Source organism: Alteromonas sp. CyTr2, from assembly GCF_947311905.1.
Lineage (GTDB): Bacteria > Pseudomonadota > Gammaproteobacteria > Enterobacterales > Alteromonadaceae > Alteromonas > Alteromonas macleodii.
The window spans coordinates 77,511-95,726 of the sequence record NZ_CAMZMZ010000011.1; the positions used below are offsets into that span (position 1 = coordinate 77,511).

Consider the following 18,216-nt stretch of genomic DNA (forward strand, 5'->3'; position numbering starts at 1 on the left):
ACAGCGTTAAGGAGAAGCATAAAACGGCTCAATTTGCGTCTTCTTAATTACCCTTCCAGCAACGTATCACACACGCAGTGTATTAGGGTCATTTAAGCTGCGCTTTCGCTATATTCTTTACGGCATTGGTCAAGTCGGCAAGCGCTGCCGATTCAAGGGTTGTCCAATGCCAAAATAACGGTACTCCAAGCTCTTTTTGAGGGAATAACGGAACGAGATAGCCTTCGTTAACCTCTTGTTCAACTTGAAGCGTGGGTAGCAAAGCCCACACCACGCCATCTAGCGCCATTTTGACAAAGCCATGAGACGATGGATACCAATGACAAGTTGTAAAAGAGGGGGCTATGTTTAAACACTCTCGTTGATAATCAGTCAGCAAAGTCACATCGTATTCGTCGTACAGCAAACCCGGTGTACTCATCACGCTCTGGGGGGATATTTCTTTATGCAGGTATCGCTCAATGAAGCGAGGCGATGCATAAAGTTGATAGCGCATAGTCCCCAGTCTTATAGATTGCCCACCGGTAACGGGTGTACCTGTTTGGCTAATGCAAGCCATTACACGGCCTTGCTGTAATATATCTCGGGTTTGAGTTTGATCCGCATTAACAATATGAATCGGGTTGGCACGCTTATCACTAAACGCGGCCATTACTTGCGAGAACCAGGTAGCCAGCACATCGTTATTCACGGCAACGCTTATAGGTGCAGCCGACGCTTCTAATCCACTTTGTATATTCAACGCTTCTTCTAATACGCTTACTTTTTGAATATGCGCCAGCAGCTCTTTTCCTAGTGGCGTAGCGCGAAGTGGCTTGGTGCGAACCATCACTGGCCCGCCCACACTCTGCTCTAGCCGTTTTATTTTTTGCGATACCGCCGACTGGGTGAGGTTTAGGGCCTGTGCACCTTTTTCAAATCCGCCGTAGCGTAACACTTCATGAAAGCATCGAAGCGCGTCGTAATCCAACATTAATGACTACCTGTGAAAAGAAGGTTATAAGTATTAATTTTACTTATTCAAAACAAATATCATTAATTTAATTTAGTCTTTCAAGGTGTATAAAATCAAGCCAATTATTCAGCATGTAACCTTAAACCGCGTTACAGCTATGGCGTTTGAACTTATTTACACTAAGAGGCATTTATCATGTTGGCGGCAGCAACAAGTGGTTTCGTGATGGGCGGTACCCTAATTATTGCAGTAGGCGCACAAAACAGTTTTTTGATTGAGCAATCGATGAAGCGACAGTGGACAACCTTGTTTGTCCTGCTGTTTATCCTAAGCGATGCCATCTCAATAAGTTTAGGTGCGATGGGCTTTGGCTTGCTATTGCAGGAATACCCAATGCTGGTGTCTACCACCAAGTGGGCTGGTGTGGCGTTCTTACTGTGGATTGCTTTTAACAAAATAAAATCATCTTTGGCCAACGACGCGCTTGTTTTAGAAATGGCGAAAAAGCAACTGTCGTTCAAAAAAGCACTGCTCATCGCGTTGGCAGTAACCTGGTTAAACCCCCACTTTTACCTAGACACTTTATTGTTGATGGGAAACTTAGCGAGTCAGTGGCAAGAAAATAAATGGTGGTTTGTGGGTGGAGCTATTGGTGCATCTGTAGTTTGGTTCGTAGGTTTGAGTACCTTAACCGCACGTTTTGCGCACCATATGCAGCGCCCTAATTTCTGGCGTTGGTTTAACCGTCTTAATGCTGCGGTATTAGGTATGGTAAGTATTCAGTTGGCGAGTTTGTAAGGCAAAAGCGCTAAATAGCAAAATATTACGACGCGTCGAGTACGCTTTATGATTTAAGACGGTACGCTACGCACCTGTGATAGTTGACGATGAGCGCGAAGAGAGGGATAGACTGGTGAGCTGGATTTATTTGATTGTGGCGGGCCTTCTGGAAATTGGTTGGCCTGTTGGACTAAAAATGTCACAAGAGGCGGAAACCCGCGTAATGGGTATTTTACTTGCGGTTGGGTTTATGGCTGCCAGTGGTTTTTGTTTATGGATGGCGCAAAAACAAATTCCAATTGGAACGGCGTACGCTGTGTGGACAGGAATTGGCGCCGCGGGCACATTTTTAGTGGGTGTTATGTTTTATGGCGACCCCTCGTCATTGGCACGATATTTCGGCGTAGCGCTTATTGTTGCAGGAGTCGTTGTCTTAAAGTTGGCCCACTAAAGTTAGGTCCAATTACAAAAAAGCCCGTTAGCTTAGTGCGAACGGGCTTTGTTTTTTAAGCGGGTGGTCAGGTTTTAGTGATATCCAAGTTGGTTTCTAAGCTCTGCCATAAAGGTTTCGATACGTTCAGCATTCTTGCCTAAATCACTTTTCCCTACTCGTGATTTGCTGCGGATATCAACCAGTGTGTCATCGCTTTTAGCGGTTAGACGAATAACTACGTCGTCTTTAAAACCAAACCACGCTGTGGTGTCGGTGGCTTCCAAGGTGTTCGGCAATGCGCCGTCGTTAACGCGTTCCCATCCAAGCGCCTCTATGGCTTTTTCTGCAGCGATGTAGACCTCATTTGCGGGTTGCGGCAGCAATTGAGTTTTAATTTCAGGGTAAGCTTCTAGTTGCTGCTTAGTGACTTCACCGCCTTCATAAGCGATGGAGTTAGGCGCACCTTCGCATAGCGGTGTAATTGCAACGAATTCCGGCGGATTAGTGACATCGGTAGTAATGTCATGGATTGGAGGAACTGCGCTGGCTTTGCTCATCCTGCTCACCGGCATACTGATAAAGGGGGCCGGGTAATACCACCATAAGAAAACCGACAATACTGGTAAGGGCAATGAGTGCTTTCAAGTGAACTCCAAAGTTATTATTTTATTTTTACTAAGCTACTTTAACAGTGAACGTTGCGTTTTGGATTACTTTCTAGCAATAAAATCGGTACTAGGCCAATATTTAACATGTTTGTACACTAGGGCTGTTGGTCTTTAACGTACATCAAAGGCCAGCAGGCCCTGGATGAACCCTATTTAAAGCAAGGTAATGAGTTTTGCAAAATCAGCCTGATGCTAGCGAAGCTTACGTGCTTCAAGCCGAACTACTTGTTGATACGTTATCGACACAAAAGCCGCTTTTTCAACGTGGTGTGAGCGAGTATGAGCTCATTGAGATTTTGAAAAAAGCGCCATATCACTTTTTTGATGACGCTTCGTTACGAGAGCCTTTAATGCTCTTTAAAACCCATTTCATTGTGTTTCACGCCCTTTATCAACTTAAACGAAGTTGGATAGAGCAGGGCGAAGGCGTGCTAGACATTCATACTCTTAATATTAAGCTAAACCAAGAAAGTGCCCACAGCGACAATAATAGTGCCCACAGCGACAAAAATAGTACCCACGGCGACAATTATAAAGATAAAGAAAGTCAGGATAAGGTTGGAGCAATAACCGAAGCTGATGCCTTAGCTGAATACTACTTGGACTGGGGCAATTTTGAGAAGGCCGACAGAAAAAGTGTAGATGCACTGCTCAATGCGTTTTGGCATCGCATGGCCTCAGGAAACGCGCACACCTTTGAGCAGGAAGATATTGCTGATGCCCACGCGCTTCTGGGCCTGCCCCAAGATGAACATGTATCTTTGTCGGTACTAAAACGAGTATATAAAAAAGCCCTGCAGTTGGTTCACCCTGATAAGGGAGGAACGCAACAGGAAGCCCAAGACGTCATTCACGCCTACCAGTTATTGCTGGGTTATTATTCGTTAAAATAGAACGTTAAGTGCATTGTGATTTCGCTTTATTCGTATAACGTATACACGCTCAGGTATTTGACCGACAACTTCAGTAATTTCAACTTCATTGACTTTTATTATCATCTATAAATGCGCACAATATGACCTATAAGAGCGTAGATCCGTATCAATGATCGCTTAACTATGCCACTTCAAAACCAATTATCGCAGTTTCAGGCTTTGAAATGCGCTAGATAATTCGGTGCACCGGAAGCAATAAGCTTTAATTTTAAAATTGGATATGCAGAGCAAAGGCCGTGTTCTGTACAAAAAGTTATTGGGAAATAGAAAATTTATGAGTCGCATTTTTTATGTTACTGCAGCATTAATAACCCTTGTCGGCGTTATTGGGTGTTCGAATGAAGGCGAGCAAGCACAGCAAGGTGCTCAGCAAGGTATGCCTGCACCCTCAGTATCGGTAGTTACACTGAAACAAGAACCTGTAGTACATGAAATGGTGTTACCGGGCCGCGTAAGCCCGTCTCGTCAATCTCAGGTGCGTCCTCAGGTAGATGGTGTTATTACGGAGCGCTTGTTTGAAGAAGGCGCACATGTAGAAAAAGGACAGCAGCTTTATCAAATTGACGAAGCCCGTTATCTAGCACAGTTAAATAGCGCAAAAGCCGATTTGAAAAGTGTTCAAGCGAACCTTAAAACGTTGGAAGCAAAGGCGCGACGCTATGACGACCTTGTTGCGCAAAACGCGGTAAGCAAACAAGAATATGACGACGTAATTGCTCAGAAAGATCAAGCGCAAGCGGCAATTAGCGTAGCTGAGGCTGCTGTTGACGTAGCGAAGGTTAATATGGGTTACACCAAAGTGTACGCCCCAATCAGCGGACGTATTAGCCGCTCTTTTGTTACTGAAGGTACCCTAGTTACCACGAACCAATCTCAGCAACTTGCAACCATTACACAGCTTGACCCAGTTTTCATTGATATGCAGGAGTCAGGTGCGTCAATTATTACGCTTCGCCAGTCAATGAGAAACCAAGGTTCAATGGATGTTGAATTAACGGTAGATGAAGTAACAGGCAAGCGTTACGACCAAACAGGCAGCGTTAAATTTTCTGAGGTAACGGTTGATGAGACCACTGGTTCGGTAACACTTCGTGCTGAAATGCCAAATCCAGATGGCGTATTGCTGCCTGGCTTGTTTGTGAAAGGCCACGTCATTACTGGACGCGAAAATGCGCTGCTTGTTCCTCAACGCGCAACGACACGCCAACCAGACGGTTCGCTTTCAGTTTATGTTGTTAACCAAAACAACGAAGTTGAAGGCCGTACTTTGGAAATAGGCAAAATCTATCGAGACCAATATGTTGCCCTAAGCGGTGTGAGCGAAGGCGAAAAGGTAATTGTAACTGGATATCAGAAGGTGAAGCCTGGCGCGAAAGTTAATCCGTCAGAGTGGCAACCATCATCACGTGGCTCACGATAGCAAACAAGGGATTTAAGTAATATGGCTCGTTTCTTTATAGACAGGCCCGTGTTTGCATGGGTGCTGGCAATTATCACAATGATGGCGGGTGTGTTGGCAATCACCTCACTCCCTATTGAACAATATCCCAAGGTTGCGCCGCCCTCGGTGACTATCTCAGCGACGTATCCAGGTGCATCTGCAGAAACTGTAGAGAACTCGGTAACTCAGGTAATAGAACAAAGCCTGACGGGAATTGATAACCTACGTTATTTCTCGGCAAGCAGTTCGAACAGCAGCATGTCTATTACGCTCACTTTTGAGCCTGGTACTGACCCTGATATTGCGCAAGTACAAACGCAGAATAAGGTACAGGGTGCACTTCCGCTGTTGCCTACTCAGGTACAGCAACAAGGGGTAACCGTAACTAAAGCAAATAGCGCATTTGCATTGGCAGTTGGCTTCTATTCTGAAGACGACTCAATGACGCAATATGACCTGAGCGACCTGTTAGTTTCTCAATTTCGCGACCCGATTTCCCGCGTTAATGGTGTGGGAAATGTACGGGTATTCGGTGCGCAGCGTTCAATGCGTATATGGTTAGATCCAGATAAACTGTACAGCTACAACCTTACACCTACTGACGTTCAAGGCGCCGTTCAGGTACAAAATACTGATGTGTCTGCTGGTCAATTAGGTGGTATGCCTGCAATAGAAAATCAGCAGATTAACGCGACAATTCAAGCGCAAAGTCGCCTTCAAACCGTTGAAGATTTCGAAAACATCGTACTTCGCGTAAATACCGATGGTTCTCAGGTTCGCGTGCGTGACGTTGCGCGTGTTGAACTGGGTGCGCAAAGCTACGACGTTATTGTTCGATACAATCGCAAGCCTGCATCAGGTATGGCGATAAGCCTTGCTTCTGGCGCAAACGCACTAGACACCATTAAGGCAGTAAAAGCCCGTGTTGAAGAACTGCGCTCGAACTTGCCTGATACAGTTAAAGTGGTTTACCCGGTTGACAGTTCTCCTTTTATCGAGCTTTCTATCGAGTCGGTAGTACACACGCTTATCGAAGCGGTAGTACTGGTATTCTTGGTGATGCTACTGTTCCTTCAAAATTGGCGTGCAACGTTGATTCCTACCATTGCGGTACCTGTGGTATTGCTCGGCACCTTTGCTGTGCTATTAGCATTTGGCTTTAGTATTAACGTGCTAACCATGTTCGCTATGGTACTTGCTATCGGCCTGCTCGTGGATGACGCCATCGTGGTGGTGGAAAACGTCGAACGTATTATGGAAGAGGAAGGCCTCTCACCTGCCGAAGCCACCAAAAAGTCGATGACTCAAATCACAGGTGCACTTGTTGGTATTGCGGCCGTGCTTTCAACGGTATTTATCCCAATGGCGTTCTTCAGCGGCTCAGCAGGCGCTATTTATCGTCAGTTCTCGGTTACAATCGTGTCGGCTATGGCATTTTCGGTATTGGTCGCCATTATCCTTTCACCGTCTCTGTGCGCTACGTTATTGAAAAAGCATCCGGAAAACCATGACAAGAACAAAGGCTTCTTTGGCTGGTTTAACCGCACGTTTAACAAAGGCCGCGATCGCTATCAAAAGACTACAACTCATATGGCGCAACGCTTTAAGCGCTATTTCGTTGTTTATGGTTTGCTTGTAGGTGGTATGGCATTTATTTTCAGCCAGCTTCCTGGCGCGTTTCTTCCAGATGAAGACCAAGGGCGTATGATGGTGTTGGTAAGCACACCGCCTGGTGCAACAGCTGGTCGTACGCTCGAGTCTATTAAGCAAGTAGAAGACTATATTCTTGAGCAAGAACAAGACGCGGTTAACGGCATGTTCGCGGTTGTGGGCTTTAGCTTTGCGGGTCAGGCGCAAAACGCGGGTATGGCTTTCTTAAACTTCAACGACTGGAGCGTAAGAGACGAAAATAATTCTGCGTTTGCAGTGATGAACCGAGCTTTTGGCGCGTTTAGCCAAATTCAAGATGCCTCAGCCTTTCCTATAGTGCCTCCGCCTATCATGGAACTAGGTAATGCAACGGGCTTTGATATGCAGCTTGTCGACCGTGGTGGAAATGGTCACGAAGCGCTGATGAATGCGCGTAATCAGCTGTTGGGCATGGCAGCGCAGAATCCAAAGCTGGCTGGCGTTCGCCCCAATGGTTTAAGTGACGTACCTCAATTTAAAATCAATATTGATAGCGAGAAAGCGTCGGCACTTGGATTGAATTTAAGTGAGATCAATAACGCGCTTCAAATAGCGTGGGGGTCCAGCTACGTAAATGACTTCATTGATAAAGGTCGAATTAAGCGTGTTTACATGCAGGCAGATTTGCCTCATCGCATGACCCCTGAAGACTTGGATAAGTGGTTTGTTCGCAACAGCGACGGCGAGATGGTGGCGTTTAACACGTTCTCGACCACTGAATGGGTTTATGGCTCACCTAAGTTAGAGCGTTTTAACGGCGTGTCGTCTGTCAATATTCAAGGTAGTGCTGCTGAAGGTATCTCTTCGGGTGAAGCAATGGCTGAAATGCAGAAATTGGTTGAGCAGTTACCGCCAGGCTTCGCAATCGAATGGTCAGGCCTATCTTATGAAGAGCAGGAAGCAGGCTCGCAAGCGCCTATGCTTTACGCACTATCAATCTTGATTGTTTTCTTGTGCTTAGCGGCCCTGTACGAAAGCTGGTCTGTACCATTCGCCGTTATGTTAGTGGTGCCTTTGGGTATTCTTGGCTCGGTAACCGCTGCGTTTATTTTCAACTTGCCGAACGACGTGTACCTGCAAGTAGCGTTTTTGACTACCGTAGGTTTGGCGGCGAAAAACGCTATTCTTATTGTCGAATTTGCAAAAGAGCAGTACGAAAACGGCGAAGATTTAATGACTGCGGTTTCAAATGCAGCCTCTCAGCGTTTCCGCCCAATTTTAATGACGTCAATGGCGTTTATTTTGGGGGTAACGCCGTTAGCACTAGCTAGCGGAGCAGGCGCAGCCAGCCAAAATGCAATAGGTATTGCGGTTATGGGTGGTATGTTCGCCGCTACTTTCTTGGCGATTTTCTTCGTGCCCATGTTCTATGTGCTGGTAGAAAAACTCTTTCATAGGGAAGACAAGTAACAAGCAAGTGCGCTAGAGTGGGAAAAACTTTTCATTTTTGAATAGGGATATCGGTAATGACCACCGTTGTTTTTTCTCACGGCAAAGAAAGCGGTCCATGGGGCAGTAAAATAACAACGCTTTCAAATGTAGCGAGCGATATGGGTTTTGGCGTCGAGAGTATTGATTATCAAGATCTCGACTGCCCGGAAGCTCGCCTAGCGCGACTTAAAGAGTTTATTGCTGAAAAGTGCAATGATGTTGTTCTGGTTGGCTCCAGCATGGGCGGCTATGTGTCACTTGCCGCAGCAAGCCAAATCTCGGCACGAGGCGTATTTCTTATGGCTCCTGCACTGTATTTGCCAAACTACGAAATTCAACGGTTCCCCTACGACGGCTACGTGAGCTTAGTGCACGGCTGGAATGACGATATCGTGCCTATCGAAAATAGCTTAAAGTACGCGCGCCATCAAAAAGCTCAGCTCTTGTTACTTAATGACGGCCATCGCCTCGCGAATAGCAAATCTGTTATTTCTCCGTTTTTCAGAAATTGGTTGGAAAAATTTCGATACTAATGATGAATCGGTAAGCCTACGACCAATCGCTTATAGTTCACGCTTACGCAAATGCGGGAAAGCGCCTGTTTTTATGGCATGATGAGTTATTGCTTAAAACAGGGCAGATGGAAATGACATTTAGTTTACCTCAAGCGCCACAATGGTCGTCGCTGATTAAGTCTGGTTGCCGTGTCTTTGTTGGTGGAAATGCCTCGGTGCCGCATGCACTAGTGCAGCATCTCATTGATAACAGCGAAGGGTTTAGCGACATCGAGCTGGTTCATATGCTGGCCTTAGGCGACACCCGATGGGTGAAAGAAGAGTATAAAAACCTCTTTAAAGCGAATACATTCTTCATTGGTGGCGAAGCCATGCGTAAGGCGGTCGATGAAGGCCGCGCCGACTATACCCCCGTTTTCCTGTCTGAAATATCAAGCTTATTTAGCGACGGTACGCTGGCACTGGATGCTGCGCTGGTTAACGTAAGCCCGCCCGATGAATTCGGCTATTGCTCACTAGGTCCTGCAGTGGATATTGCTATGTCGGCAATCAGACAAAGCAAAAAGGTCATTGCTCAAATTAATCCTCAGGTGCCAAGAACCGCCGGCCACTCTTATATTCACATCAGCGAAATAACGGCCTGCATTGAAGCCGAAGAGCCGCTTGTTGAAGTAACGCCGCCGCCTATCGATTCGGTGGCAGAGCGAATTGGTCAGTATGTTTCAATGCTGGTGGATGATGGTGCAACGCTGCAATTTGGTATTGGGAAAATACCGAGTGCCACCCTTAAATATCTGTGTAACCACAAAGACCTAGGCATTCACAGCGAAATGCTCACCGACAGTATTATTGAACTGTTGGAGTCGGGTGCTATCACCAACAAGAAGAAGACTTTCCACCCCGGTAAAATTGTTACTAGCTTTGCTATTGGCACCCGCCAGCTTTACGATTTAATCGACAGCAACCCTCACATCGAGTTTTATCCAAGTAGCTACGTAAACAAACCCACCAATATTGCCAAGAACGATAATATGGTTGCCATTAACAGTGCGCTTGAAGTGGATTTAACCGGTCAGGTGGTGGCCGATTCATTGGGCTACGACTTTTACAGTGGCATAGGCGGGCAAGTTGATTTCGTAACGGGCGCGTCTATCAGTAAAGGTGGGAAAGCGATTATAGCGCTGCCTTCTACTGCCAAGAATGAAACCATTTCCCGTATCACACCCCGTATCAGTGAAGGGGCGGGTGTTGTTACTTCGCGGGGGAATGTTCAGTACGTGGTGACCGAATACGGCATAGCATCGCTTAAAGGCAAAAGCATTCGAGAGCGTGCATTGGAACTTATTCGTGTGGCACACCCCAAATTCCGTGCAGCGCTCTTAGAAGAAGTAAGACAGCATTATTGGGTACCTCATTATCAGGAAAAGTACCCAACCGATATTCCAGAGCTGGGTGCTATTCAGCTTAAAAAACTGAATATTCAGGGGGAAACCTATTACATGCGCCCGCTGAACCCCGCCGATGAAAGGCGTTTGCAGGAATTCTTTTACTCCCATACGAAAGAAACACTAAGGCTGCGTTACAACTACGACCCGAAGCAAATGTCGCGCGAAAAGTCGTGTAATTTGGTGTCGGTGGATCAAAGCTCAGATGCGGCGTTATGTATTGTAAGGCAAGAAGGCTCCCGTATTACCATTCACGCAGTAGGGCGTTTTTACTTCAATCCAAATGACAATACCTGTGAAGCAGCGTTTGTTACCCGTGAAACCCAGCAAGGGAAGGGGATGGCAAGCAGGCTGCTAAACGAATTGATCAACGTTGCGAAAAAACGAGGCATTGCGAAGATGATGGCCTACGTGCGTGGCGATAACAGCCCGATGATTGCCATTTTCGAGCAAGCGCAATTTAAACGGAAGTTCACTGGCGACCCCAGTGACATAGAGTTAGTACTAGATGTGGCATCACTCGCATGACAATTAAAATTTTTCGCGGCAAACACGGCACTAAACACGACTTAGGGAAAGATCATCCCGAGTCACCGGACCGCCTGTTCGCCATAGACGACCAATTACTGTCTTCTGGACTCGATATGGTGTGTGAGCACGCTGGTGCTACGCCTATTGCTGAAGCTTATCTTAAGCTAGCCCACGACCCTTACTATGTGAAAAGTGTGTTTGAGCATGCGGCTCAGTCCATATTTAGCGACCACGAAAAAACGCTCTATTCCGAACGCAAGGATAATGTCGCATGGTTAGACGAAGATACCGGCTTGATGCGACACAGCTTAAATGCAGCACTTGAGTCGGCTGGTGCGGGATGTAACGCGGTGGATTGGGTTATGGAAGGCAGTGACAGGCAGGCGTTCTGCGCGACAAGGCCGCCAGGTCACCACGCTACATACGACAGCGCCATGGGCTTCTGTATTTTTAATAACATTGTTATAGCTGCGCGCTATGCCCTTCAAAACTATGAACTAAAGCGCGTTGCCATAATCGATTTTGATGTTCACCACGGAAACGGTACCGAGCAAATTGTTGCTGGCGATCAACGCATCATGCTTTGCAGCAGTTTCCAGCATCCTTTTTATCCACACAGTGGTTCACCGGTGTCGGCAAGTAATATTCTTTCTGTACCACTAGAAGCAGGCTCTACAGGTGAGGTATTTAGAGAAAAAGTGCAGCACTGGTTTAACGCATTGCGAAACTTTCAACCTGAGCTGATTTTTATCTCAGCGGGTTTTGATGCCCACGCAGAAGATCCTATGGCGCATTTGCGACTGGTGGAAGACGATTATTTCTGGATAAGCCAACAACTTCGCGCAGTGGCTGACGAGTGTTGCCATGGTCGCATAGTCAGCATGTTAGAAGGCGGCTACGATTTAAGTGCACTAGGCCGCAGTGTGGTGTCGCACCTTAAAGGTATGAGCCGCCCTATTGACGAAACTCAATAGGGCTTCATAGCAAGTGAATTATCGTGTTGCTAATTCAACGTGTAAACACGGTAATAGATACCAGCTCAACACCGGTGCATCAGCCTTCATTTAATTAAGCTATCCATCGTGTAAGCATGTAAAGGCCAGCACCTAACATGGCAAGGTTTTCGGTAAGCGAGATAAACCCAAGAGGAAGGTCTGAATTACCGCCCACACAGGCGCATTTAAGTTCACGTTTATCGATGTATACCGCTTTAATAACTGAAACTGCACCTATTGCACCGATAAAAATAGAAACAGGTGAAACTAATAGTGCGGGAAGCCCCGCTAGCATACCAAGCCCAGCAAGCGCTTCTGCGAAAGGGTACACATACGCGTACCTTACGTGCTTCATTGCCAGTAAGTCATAAGTAATGAATTGATTTGAGAACGCTACAATGTCCTGTAGTTTTTGTAATGCGAGGATCACCATGGTGATGCCAATGAAATTCATTATGAAAGGTTCAATACCTGTCGGGAGTCCACCTTTTAGCATGAGCGCAAATACCACAAGGGCGGCTAAAGAAAAAATCACAATGATAGGTGTGTAGCGCGAACCGAACTCACTTTCTTGCTTCAAATTGAAATAATCTCGTAAGTCATCATAGCCACCAATTCGCTTATCATCGATAAACGTTTGCGGCGTGGTTTTCACATTGTGCTTCTCTTTAAAAGCGTCAGTTTCACTTCGGTTGGACAAGTGATGGTCTTCAACATCGTAGCCCTTTCTTTCTAGCAAATCTTTCGACTTAAGTCCGAAGGGACAAATGTGATCAGGGGTAACCATGCGATAAAGAACGGCGCGCTTTGACATTGTGGACTCCTTGTAAACCTTTCACGAAACGGCACCTAGTGCGCAAAATATGCGCGCCTTCTGCCATGTTTATAGTGATATCACGATATACAAAGATAAGTTACATAATCCATGCCAAGGGTTTAACAGAAGCATCCAGTTGCATCAGTATTAATTACCGCACCGTTGTAGGGGAGTTGTGTGGTATAGCTTACAACCTGTTCGACAAGGTTCTTTCCGGTAAAGCATCCGTAGCCCGTTGCGTATGGACCTAAATAGCGAAGCTGATTTTGCATGTCTAAAACTATAAGCGCGGGCACCGCATCAAGCATAGCGGCGAGTTCTGGTACGTCTTCTATATTCACTCTGACTTGATGAAAGTCATTTCCTAGCTTTGTTAATAGCTGAGTTTGGTGAGGTGTAGTTAACGTTTCACAGTAGCAACGAGACTGCGTTCCCACATGAATAACAGAACCAGGGGCTATGTTTTGTTCGTTTAGTAGTTCGACAAGTGAAGCGTCAAAATTAGGCGCTGTTGTGCGGTGAAGTAGATCACCATTTGGGTCGAAGGAAGAAAGCTGGCGCTGACCGTAAACCAACAAGGCGGTGAGTAAACTCACCGCCCATAACAACAAAAGTATCCAGCTTGTTTTTTTATGCATAACCCAAATGCCAACAGCGTGCTTCTAGCGCTTTGGTTAAAGCTTAAATCGCTCGATAGCACTGCGCATGCGTTGAGAGATTTGTGACAACACCTCAACTTCGCCTGCTAGCGATTCAGCGGTAGCCAGTTCCTCAGAAGTGAATTCGCTTAATCGCGCCGTACTTTGCGCTATAGAAGACGATGCGGTTTCTTGCTCCACCGCTGATGTCGCTATTTCGGTCATGCTTTCGCTCGCTTCGCGAATTTGCTGCATGATCTGGGTCATGGCTGAAGTGGCGTTATCGCTCGATACAACGGCTTCATCAACCAGCTGAATGCAGGTTTGCATTTGTTCGACTGAACTGGCGGTTTGGGCAACTAGCTGCTCAGTAATACTTGTGATTTGGTCTGCACTTTCTTTTGAGCGAATAGCCAAAGTGCGTACTTCATCGGCAACAACGGCAAAACCTCTGCCGTGCTCCCCTGCGCGGGCTGACTCGATTGCTGCGTTCAACGCAAGCAAGTTGGTTTGCTCGGCAACGGCGGTGATAGAGCGCATTGCGTCAGAAATATGCGCGCACTGCTCGTTAAGCGCCGAGTTTGTCTGCGCTGCCGCATTTAATGTGTTGCGCAGCGAATCTATGGTGCGGCTTGTGTTGGAAATAGAGTCGCGCGTAGTCTGCGAAGAACTTTGTGCCGCAGAGGCTTTGTCGCTGGCAAGGGTTGTTTGTTCGGTAGACAGCTGCATCGTTTGTGCGATTTCTTCTGACGATGCCGATACCATGGCAATCTCTTGGTCAGTGTTTCTGCTTATTTCAAACATGTTGTTTGCCGCCAGCTCCATCTTGTCACAGCCTCTAACAACTTCGTCTGTTAAATTTGAAGCAAGCTCAATTAATGCTTTTACTTGGTCGATGAGCTCTGCGAAAGGTCTCACAATCTTGTGGCCTCGGTTAAGTTCAATAGATAAATCGAGTCTATCGTCACCCTTTTGCATGGTCTCAATAGCTAAGCGCAGTTCAGCCGCACCGGCACCTTCTTGATGACTTTGTTTAGCCATGTACATCAAAACACCGCCCTCAGAAAGCGCGAATACGGCGTGCATCAGCAAGATAGGAAAAGTTACGTGACCTTCTTCAAAAATAAATAACGGCGCACCGCCCGCTTGTAAAAAGAAGAACGAAATATGATGGACAGCAACAACTGCGGTGCCGGTTGCAACTACTTTCCAGTCTCTAAAGTAGGAAAGAAATGCCAGAAGAACAAAGATTTCAAAGTGGACTTCAATTAACCCGAATGACTGGTGGATGTGGAGGGCTGTTAGCAGTTGAACACCGATAGCCATCGCATGGCGACTTATCGCTGAATAGGGGGTTTGCAAACTAAGGACAAGTGGTACGGCAGCAATTGGAATACCAAGAACAAATGCAGGAAGAATCTCGCCAGTATAAAAACCGATGCCAATCGCAATTAGCAGTTGGATAACAATTACAACGCGAAAAATCTTGTGACCTTCTAGGAGCCAAGGATACTGCATGCCAATCTCCGACAAGTATTTGGGATTAAGTGTAGGTTAAAAATGAAGGGTGTGCTAACTTCGCCACAGTTTACGTAAGTCACGGTTTTTACGCCATTTAACTTTTGTATAGAAGTTACTTTTATTAAAAAAGTTTAATCTTCGAATGCCTAAATAAGCTAAAGGACATAATCATGCCTGCCATCGCCTTTCTTTCTACTGACCACCTTGAAGACTTTTTTGTGTACGACGAGCTTCTGATCCCGTTTTTCAATGATAACGGTTGGTCTGTAGAAACCATATCTTGGCATAGTCAGTCAGAAAACTGGGATAGGTTTGACTACGTGATTGTGCGCAGTACATGGGATTATCAGCAGCATCCAGAGGCCTTTCTGGCTTGTTTGACTCAAATTGATGCGTCGAGAGCAACCTTGCTCAATCCATTGCGTCTTATGCAGTGGAATATTGAAAAGCACTACTTAAAAGACCTACAGGACAAGGGCGTGCCTATTGTAAGTACACGGTGGAGTAATGCATTTAATAACAGTGTTATTGATGAGGCCTTTTCCCATTTCAATTGCGACACTGTGGTGATTAAACCTACGCTTAGCGCTAATGCTGATGATACGTTTAAGCTCTCGGTCTCAAATTGGCATGAACAGCAACAGGCGCTTTCTGATACGTTTAATCAACGTGATTTCATGATTCAACCTTTCTTAAATAGCGTGGTTGAAGAAGGGGAGTACTCGCTTTTCTATTTTGGCGGGAAGTACAGCCATGCCATTAAAAAGGTGCCGCAGAAAGGCGATTTTCGCGTACAAGAAGAACACGGGGGGAGCTTACATCCCGTTGCCGTAGATGAAGAACAACTAGATATTGCCCAGAAAGCATTGTCAGCAATGCCTTGCGAAGCACTTTATGCACGGGTTGATTTAGTCAGGCAGGGCAGTGGCTGGGCGATAATGGAACTTGAACTTATTGAGCCCTCTCTTTACTTCAATTTAGATGAACAGTCTCCCCTGCGCTTTGTCGACGCATTGATAAGCTTTCATTTGAATAGGGCCTAAGCGTTGAATAAATGAAAAGTGAAGCCAGCAAATTATAGGTTTGCTGGCTTACTGATAGGAAACTAACTTTTTAATTTAGTGCTAACGCAGCGTCTTCTCAGTTCGTCCCTGCTTTATCGTCCTGTTTCTGCTTGATTCAGAAGTCTTAACTTGAGCACGGCTAACTGAAGAAGTACTCGCCCGCTCAATTCGTCTTGGCTTACTGCTCTCTCGAGCCACCGGCTTGTTTTGCGGACTCGTTCTTTCAATTCGCTCTCGATTTATGTTTTGTTTAGCTGGGCGTTTTAGCGTGTTTTCTCTATTAGCATATCGCTTCGACTCTGACGGCGTTGATATCCGAGCGGGCTTGTCCCGCTTTAACTGGCTTAGCGTCCGGTCTCTAGTTGGCTTCTCGCTTCTGCTCGCCGCTTGATTGCGTTTTAGCGCGTGCTCAATTGATTGTTTGCGGCTTACCGAGTCTTGTTTGTTCTGAAAACGACTTTCTCTAAGTGGCGTTACCTGTTTTGGCTCAATAGTGCGTCTTACCGTCTTGGTCTTTTCCGTACGCGCAATGGGTCTTACAGTATTGTTGTCATTGTGGCGTTTCGATGTGTTTACCGTGCTAACGTGTTTATTAGACAAGTGCTTTGCCCGCGACACACCCGCATGTTCATATCGCGAAGGCGCATTGTGAACTACTCGAGTAGAGTAACGCGCACGACGATGCACCGTGTTGTGTTCCCAGCGACGATAGTCTCGGCTTATCACACGTTTTCTTGGGCTACCGTGATAATACCGGCGTACAGGCTCGCGGTGAATAACCACATGGCGGTTATGCCAGTGCACGCTACCAAAGAAAAAGAAGGTAGAAAGATGGATGCTTGGAGACCAGTAGACATTGCTATGATGATGATAGCTTACGTGATGACGCCAGCGAACTGGTGAGTTTGTGTGCCACCAGTGACCATACACAACATGTGGGTCGTAATAAGGCACATACACCACTTCCCGCTGACGGGGCTCAATGAAAATTATTTCGCGAGTAGGCTCACGTTCCCGTTCAACTTCAATGTAGTCATTGGTCACCAGATTGCCAGTGTTGAGGGCGTGTTGTCGAAGCACCTGCACGCGGTCTAGCACACGGCTTTGATCAATTAATACGTTATCACCAAGTTGCTGTAACCACTGAAGATCATTCGCCATGGTGCTGAGTAGGTCGGTAAACGGAGCAAGTGCTTTTACGCTGGGATCCCAGTTAACATTCGCCAGCACATTTTCTACCTGCTTCGGGGTTAAATGCTTGTTGCTTTGGCGCCAGCGGTCGGCTGCAACTACATCAAGCGGGTAGGTAGCCGCAATTAGTATGTGAGTAAGCAGGGTATCAGGATAAAGCGCAATGGGCGCAAGTACACTGTCTAATTCAGCGTCAGAATATTGCTGCGTTGACGCAGAAACATGTGCAAGGTTGGCGTTCGACTGGGCGATGGCAGGTAGCGCTGAAACACTAGATAGTGCGACAATCACAGATAAGGTTATGTTTTTCATACATTCTCCTTAGCGCATGAGCAACGGCTTTTCGCGCGCTAAATGGTAAGTCTGTATACGTTATAACCAGCCTATGATTAACCCAAGCTGAATAGAAAACGCCCACATTGGTGTGGGCGTTTTTAAGGAACTCGTCTATTTGAAAACGTGGGGGTCGAAAGCGTGCCCAAGCTTTTCTGTTTTCGTCTTTAAGTAATGCTTGTTGTCTTTGGTGATACCGTGGTCAATAGGCTTACGTGCAACCACGTCTATACCAAGCGCTTTTAGTGCTGCCAACTTTTTCGGGTTGTTTGTCATAAGCTCAACATGCTTCACATTCAGCGTATCTAGCATCAGCTTGCAGATATCGTAACTTCTTAAATCGGCGTCAAATCCAAGATGTTCGTTAGCTTCTACCGTGTCCATGCCACTATCTTGAAGGTTGTAGGCGCGAATTTTATTTAAAAGACCAATACCGCGACCTTCTTGGCGAAGGTATAACAGCACACCGTGACCATTATCGACGATATTTTGCATGGCTTTTTCTAATTGAAAGCCACAGTCACAGCGAGTGCTAAATAAAGAATCGCCTGTTAAGCATTCTGAATGGATACGAATTGGCACTACGTCGTCTTCTTTCCACTCTCCATAAGAAAGGGCAACGTGTTCTTGGCCGCTGGCTTCAACAAAGCCGTGTATTTTAAAATCACCCATGCGAGTGGGTAATTTTGCGGTACTGACATATTCGTATTTAGGCTGTTTGCTACTCATGTTACTTCTACACTTTGGACAGTAGGCAATAAGTGGGGATGACTTCTTTTTTTGCAAGTCTACCATTTTATTATACGCGAGTTGACGCTAGTGCTATCACTTTTT

At 46.2% G+C, this 18,216-nt stretch carries 15 protein-coding genes and 1 pseudogene; 9 read left to right on the top strand and 7 right to left on the bottom strand.

Annotated features, from left to right (window positions below; genetic code table 11):
- Positions 1-88: 88 nt before the first annotated feature.
- Positions 89-973 carry an ArgP/LysG family DNA-binding transcriptional regulator gene (locus tag QME20_RS08425; RefSeq protein WP_281715779.1) on the bottom strand — a complete coding sequence of 295 codons (885 nt, stop codon included), beginning with the start codon at positions 971-973 and terminating at the stop codon, positions 89-91.
- 177 nt (positions 974-1,150) lie between these two features.
- Between QME20_RS08425 and QME20_RS08430 the strand changes: the two genes are divergently transcribed.
- Both QME20_RS08430 and QME20_RS08435 read left to right on the top strand, forming a co-directional pair.
- Positions 1,151-1,753 (top strand): LysE family transporter, encoded by a 603-nt coding sequence (locus QME20_RS08430; protein ID WP_281715780.1) that lies wholly within the window; start codon positions 1,151-1,153, stop codon positions 1,751-1,753.
- 115 nt (positions 1,754-1,868) lie between these two features.
- Positions 1,869-2,186: a multidrug efflux SMR transporter gene (locus QME20_RS08435; RefSeq protein ID WP_014947823.1), complete on the top strand. Its 318-nt coding sequence runs from the start codon at positions 1,869-1,871 to the stop codon at positions 2,184-2,186.
- A 74-nt stretch (positions 2,187-2,260) separates the two neighbouring features.
- Here QME20_RS08435 and QME20_RS08440 read toward each other — a convergent pair.
- Positions 2,261-2,813 (bottom strand): annotated as a pseudogene (locus QME20_RS08440) (DUF1499 domain-containing protein).
- A 196-nt stretch (positions 2,814-3,009) separates the two neighbouring features.
- On the opposite strand from QME20_RS08440, the gene QME20_RS08445 reads away from it, so the two are divergent.
- The 6 genes from QME20_RS08445 to QME20_RS08470 all read left to right on the top strand — a co-directional run bounded on the left by QME20_RS08445 (position 3,010) and on the right by QME20_RS08470 (position 11,797).
- Positions 3,010-3,729: a DNA-J related domain-containing protein gene (locus QME20_RS08445; protein ID WP_049587111.1), complete on the top strand. Its 720-nt coding sequence runs from the start codon at positions 3,010-3,012 to the stop codon at positions 3,727-3,729.
- A gap of 316 nt (positions 3,730-4,045) precedes the next feature.
- On the top strand, positions 4,046-5,191 hold the full coding sequence (locus QME20_RS08450; protein ID WP_014947826.1) for an efflux RND transporter periplasmic adaptor subunit: 1,146 nt from the start codon (positions 4,046-4,048) through the stop codon (positions 5,189-5,191).
- 21 nt (positions 5,192-5,212) lie between these two features.
- The gene (locus QME20_RS08455; protein WP_168533129.1) at positions 5,213-8,311 is read left to right on the top strand and encodes an efflux RND transporter permease subunit; all 3,099 of its coding nucleotides are present in this window, start codon (positions 5,213-5,215) and stop codon (positions 8,309-8,311) included.
- Between the two features lie 56 nt (positions 8,312-8,367).
- Positions 8,368-8,865, top strand: a complete 498-nt coding sequence (locus QME20_RS08460; protein ID WP_014947828.1) for an alpha/beta hydrolase — start codon at positions 8,368-8,370, stop codon at positions 8,863-8,865.
- 113 nt (positions 8,866-8,978) lie between these two features.
- Entirely contained in the window at positions 8,979-10,820 is a 1,842-nt protein-coding gene (locus QME20_RS08465; protein WP_014947829.1) for a bifunctional acetyl-CoA hydrolase/transferase family protein/GNAT family N-acetyltransferase, read from the top strand.
- Complete coding sequence (locus QME20_RS08470; RefSeq protein WP_281715781.1) at positions 10,817-11,797, top strand: histone deacetylase family protein; 981 nt, start codon at positions 10,817-10,819, stop codon at positions 11,795-11,797. Before QME20_RS08465 ends, QME20_RS08470 begins: the two co-directional genes overlap by 4 nt.
- Before the next feature lie 94 nt (positions 11,798-11,891).
- Here the strand turns inward: QME20_RS08470 and QME20_RS08475 are convergent, their stop codons facing one another.
- The 3 genes from QME20_RS08475 to QME20_RS08485 all read right to left on the bottom strand — a co-directional run bounded on the left by QME20_RS08475 (position 11,892) and on the right by QME20_RS08485 (position 14,791).
- A complete protein-coding gene (locus tag QME20_RS08475; protein ID WP_202941611.1) occupies positions 11,892-12,632 on the bottom strand; it encodes a glutaredoxin in 741 nt (246 codons plus the stop codon).
- A 122-nt stretch (positions 12,633-12,754) separates the two neighbouring features.
- Complete coding sequence (locus tag QME20_RS08480) at positions 12,755-13,273, bottom strand: DUF6436 domain-containing protein (RefSeq protein WP_014947832.1); 519 nt, start codon at positions 13,271-13,273, stop codon at positions 12,755-12,757.
- A gap of 36 nt (positions 13,274-13,309) precedes the next feature.
- Positions 13,310-14,791: a methyl-accepting chemotaxis protein gene (locus QME20_RS08485; RefSeq protein ID WP_281715782.1), complete on the bottom strand. Its 1,482-nt coding sequence runs from the start codon at positions 14,789-14,791 to the stop codon at positions 13,310-13,312.
- 173 nt (positions 14,792-14,964) lie between these two features.
- Here QME20_RS08485 and QME20_RS08490 point away from each other — a divergent pair, with 173 nt between their 5' ends.
- On the top strand, positions 14,965-15,837 hold the full coding sequence (locus QME20_RS08490; protein ID WP_281715783.1) for a hypothetical protein: 873 nt from the start codon (positions 14,965-14,967) through the stop codon (positions 15,835-15,837).
- Between the two features lie 81 nt (positions 15,838-15,918).
- Here QME20_RS08490 and QME20_RS08495 read toward each other — a convergent pair whose 3' ends face one another.
- A complete protein-coding gene (locus tag QME20_RS08495) occupies positions 15,919-17,361 on the bottom strand; it encodes a DUF3300 domain-containing protein (RefSeq protein ID WP_039236800.1) in 1,443 nt (480 codons plus the stop codon).
- 135 nt (positions 17,362-17,496) lie between these two features.
- Positions 17,497-18,111: a GTP cyclohydrolase II gene (gene ribA, locus QME20_RS08500; protein WP_014947836.1), complete on the bottom strand. Its 615-nt coding sequence runs from the start codon at positions 18,109-18,111 to the stop codon at positions 17,497-17,499.
- Positions 18,112-18,216: the final 105 nt, after the last annotated feature.

Coding starts and splice junctions, on each gene's coding strand:
- QME20_RS08425 (WP_281715779.1), bottom strand. CDS start 973: ATGTTGGATTACGACGCGCTTCGATGCTTTCATGAAGTGTTACGCTAC.
- QME20_RS08430 (WP_281715780.1), top strand. CDS start 1,151: ATGTTGGCGGCAGCAACAAGTGGTTTCGTGATGGGCGGTACCCTAATT.
- QME20_RS08450 (WP_014947826.1), top strand. CDS start 4,046: ATGAGTCGCATTTTTTATGTTACTGCAGCATTAATAACCCTTGTCGGC.
- QME20_RS08455 (WP_168533129.1), top strand. CDS start 5,213: ATGGCTCGTTTCTTTATAGACAGGCCCGTGTTTGCATGGGTGCTGGCA.
- QME20_RS08460 (WP_014947828.1), top strand. CDS start 8,368: ATGACCACCGTTGTTTTTTCTCACGGCAAAGAAAGCGGTCCATGGGGC.
- QME20_RS08465 (WP_014947829.1), top strand. CDS start 8,979: ATGACATTTAGTTTACCTCAAGCGCCACAATGGTCGTCGCTGATTAAG.
- QME20_RS08470 (WP_281715781.1), top strand. CDS start 10,817: ATGACAATTAAAATTTTTCGCGGCAAACACGGCACTAAACACGACTTA.
- QME20_RS08475 (WP_202941611.1), bottom strand. CDS start 12,632: ATGTCAAAGCGCGCCGTTCTTTATCGCATGGTTACCCCTGATCACATT.
- QME20_RS08480 (WP_014947832.1), bottom strand. CDS start 13,273: ATGCATAAAAAAACAAGCTGGATACTTTTGTTGTTATGGGCGGTGAGT.
- QME20_RS08485 (WP_281715782.1), bottom strand. CDS start 14,791: ATGCAGTATCCTTGGCTCCTAGAAGGTCACAAGATTTTTCGCGTTGTA.
- QME20_RS08490 (WP_281715783.1), top strand. CDS start 14,965: ATGCCTGCCATCGCCTTTCTTTCTACTGACCACCTTGAAGACTTTTTT.
- QME20_RS08495 (WP_039236800.1), bottom strand. CDS start 17,361: ATGAAAAACATAACCTTATCTGTGATTGTCGCACTATCTAGTGTTTCA.
- ribA (WP_014947836.1), bottom strand. CDS start 18,111: ATGAGTAGCAAACAGCCTAAATACGAATATGTCAGTACCGCAAAATTA.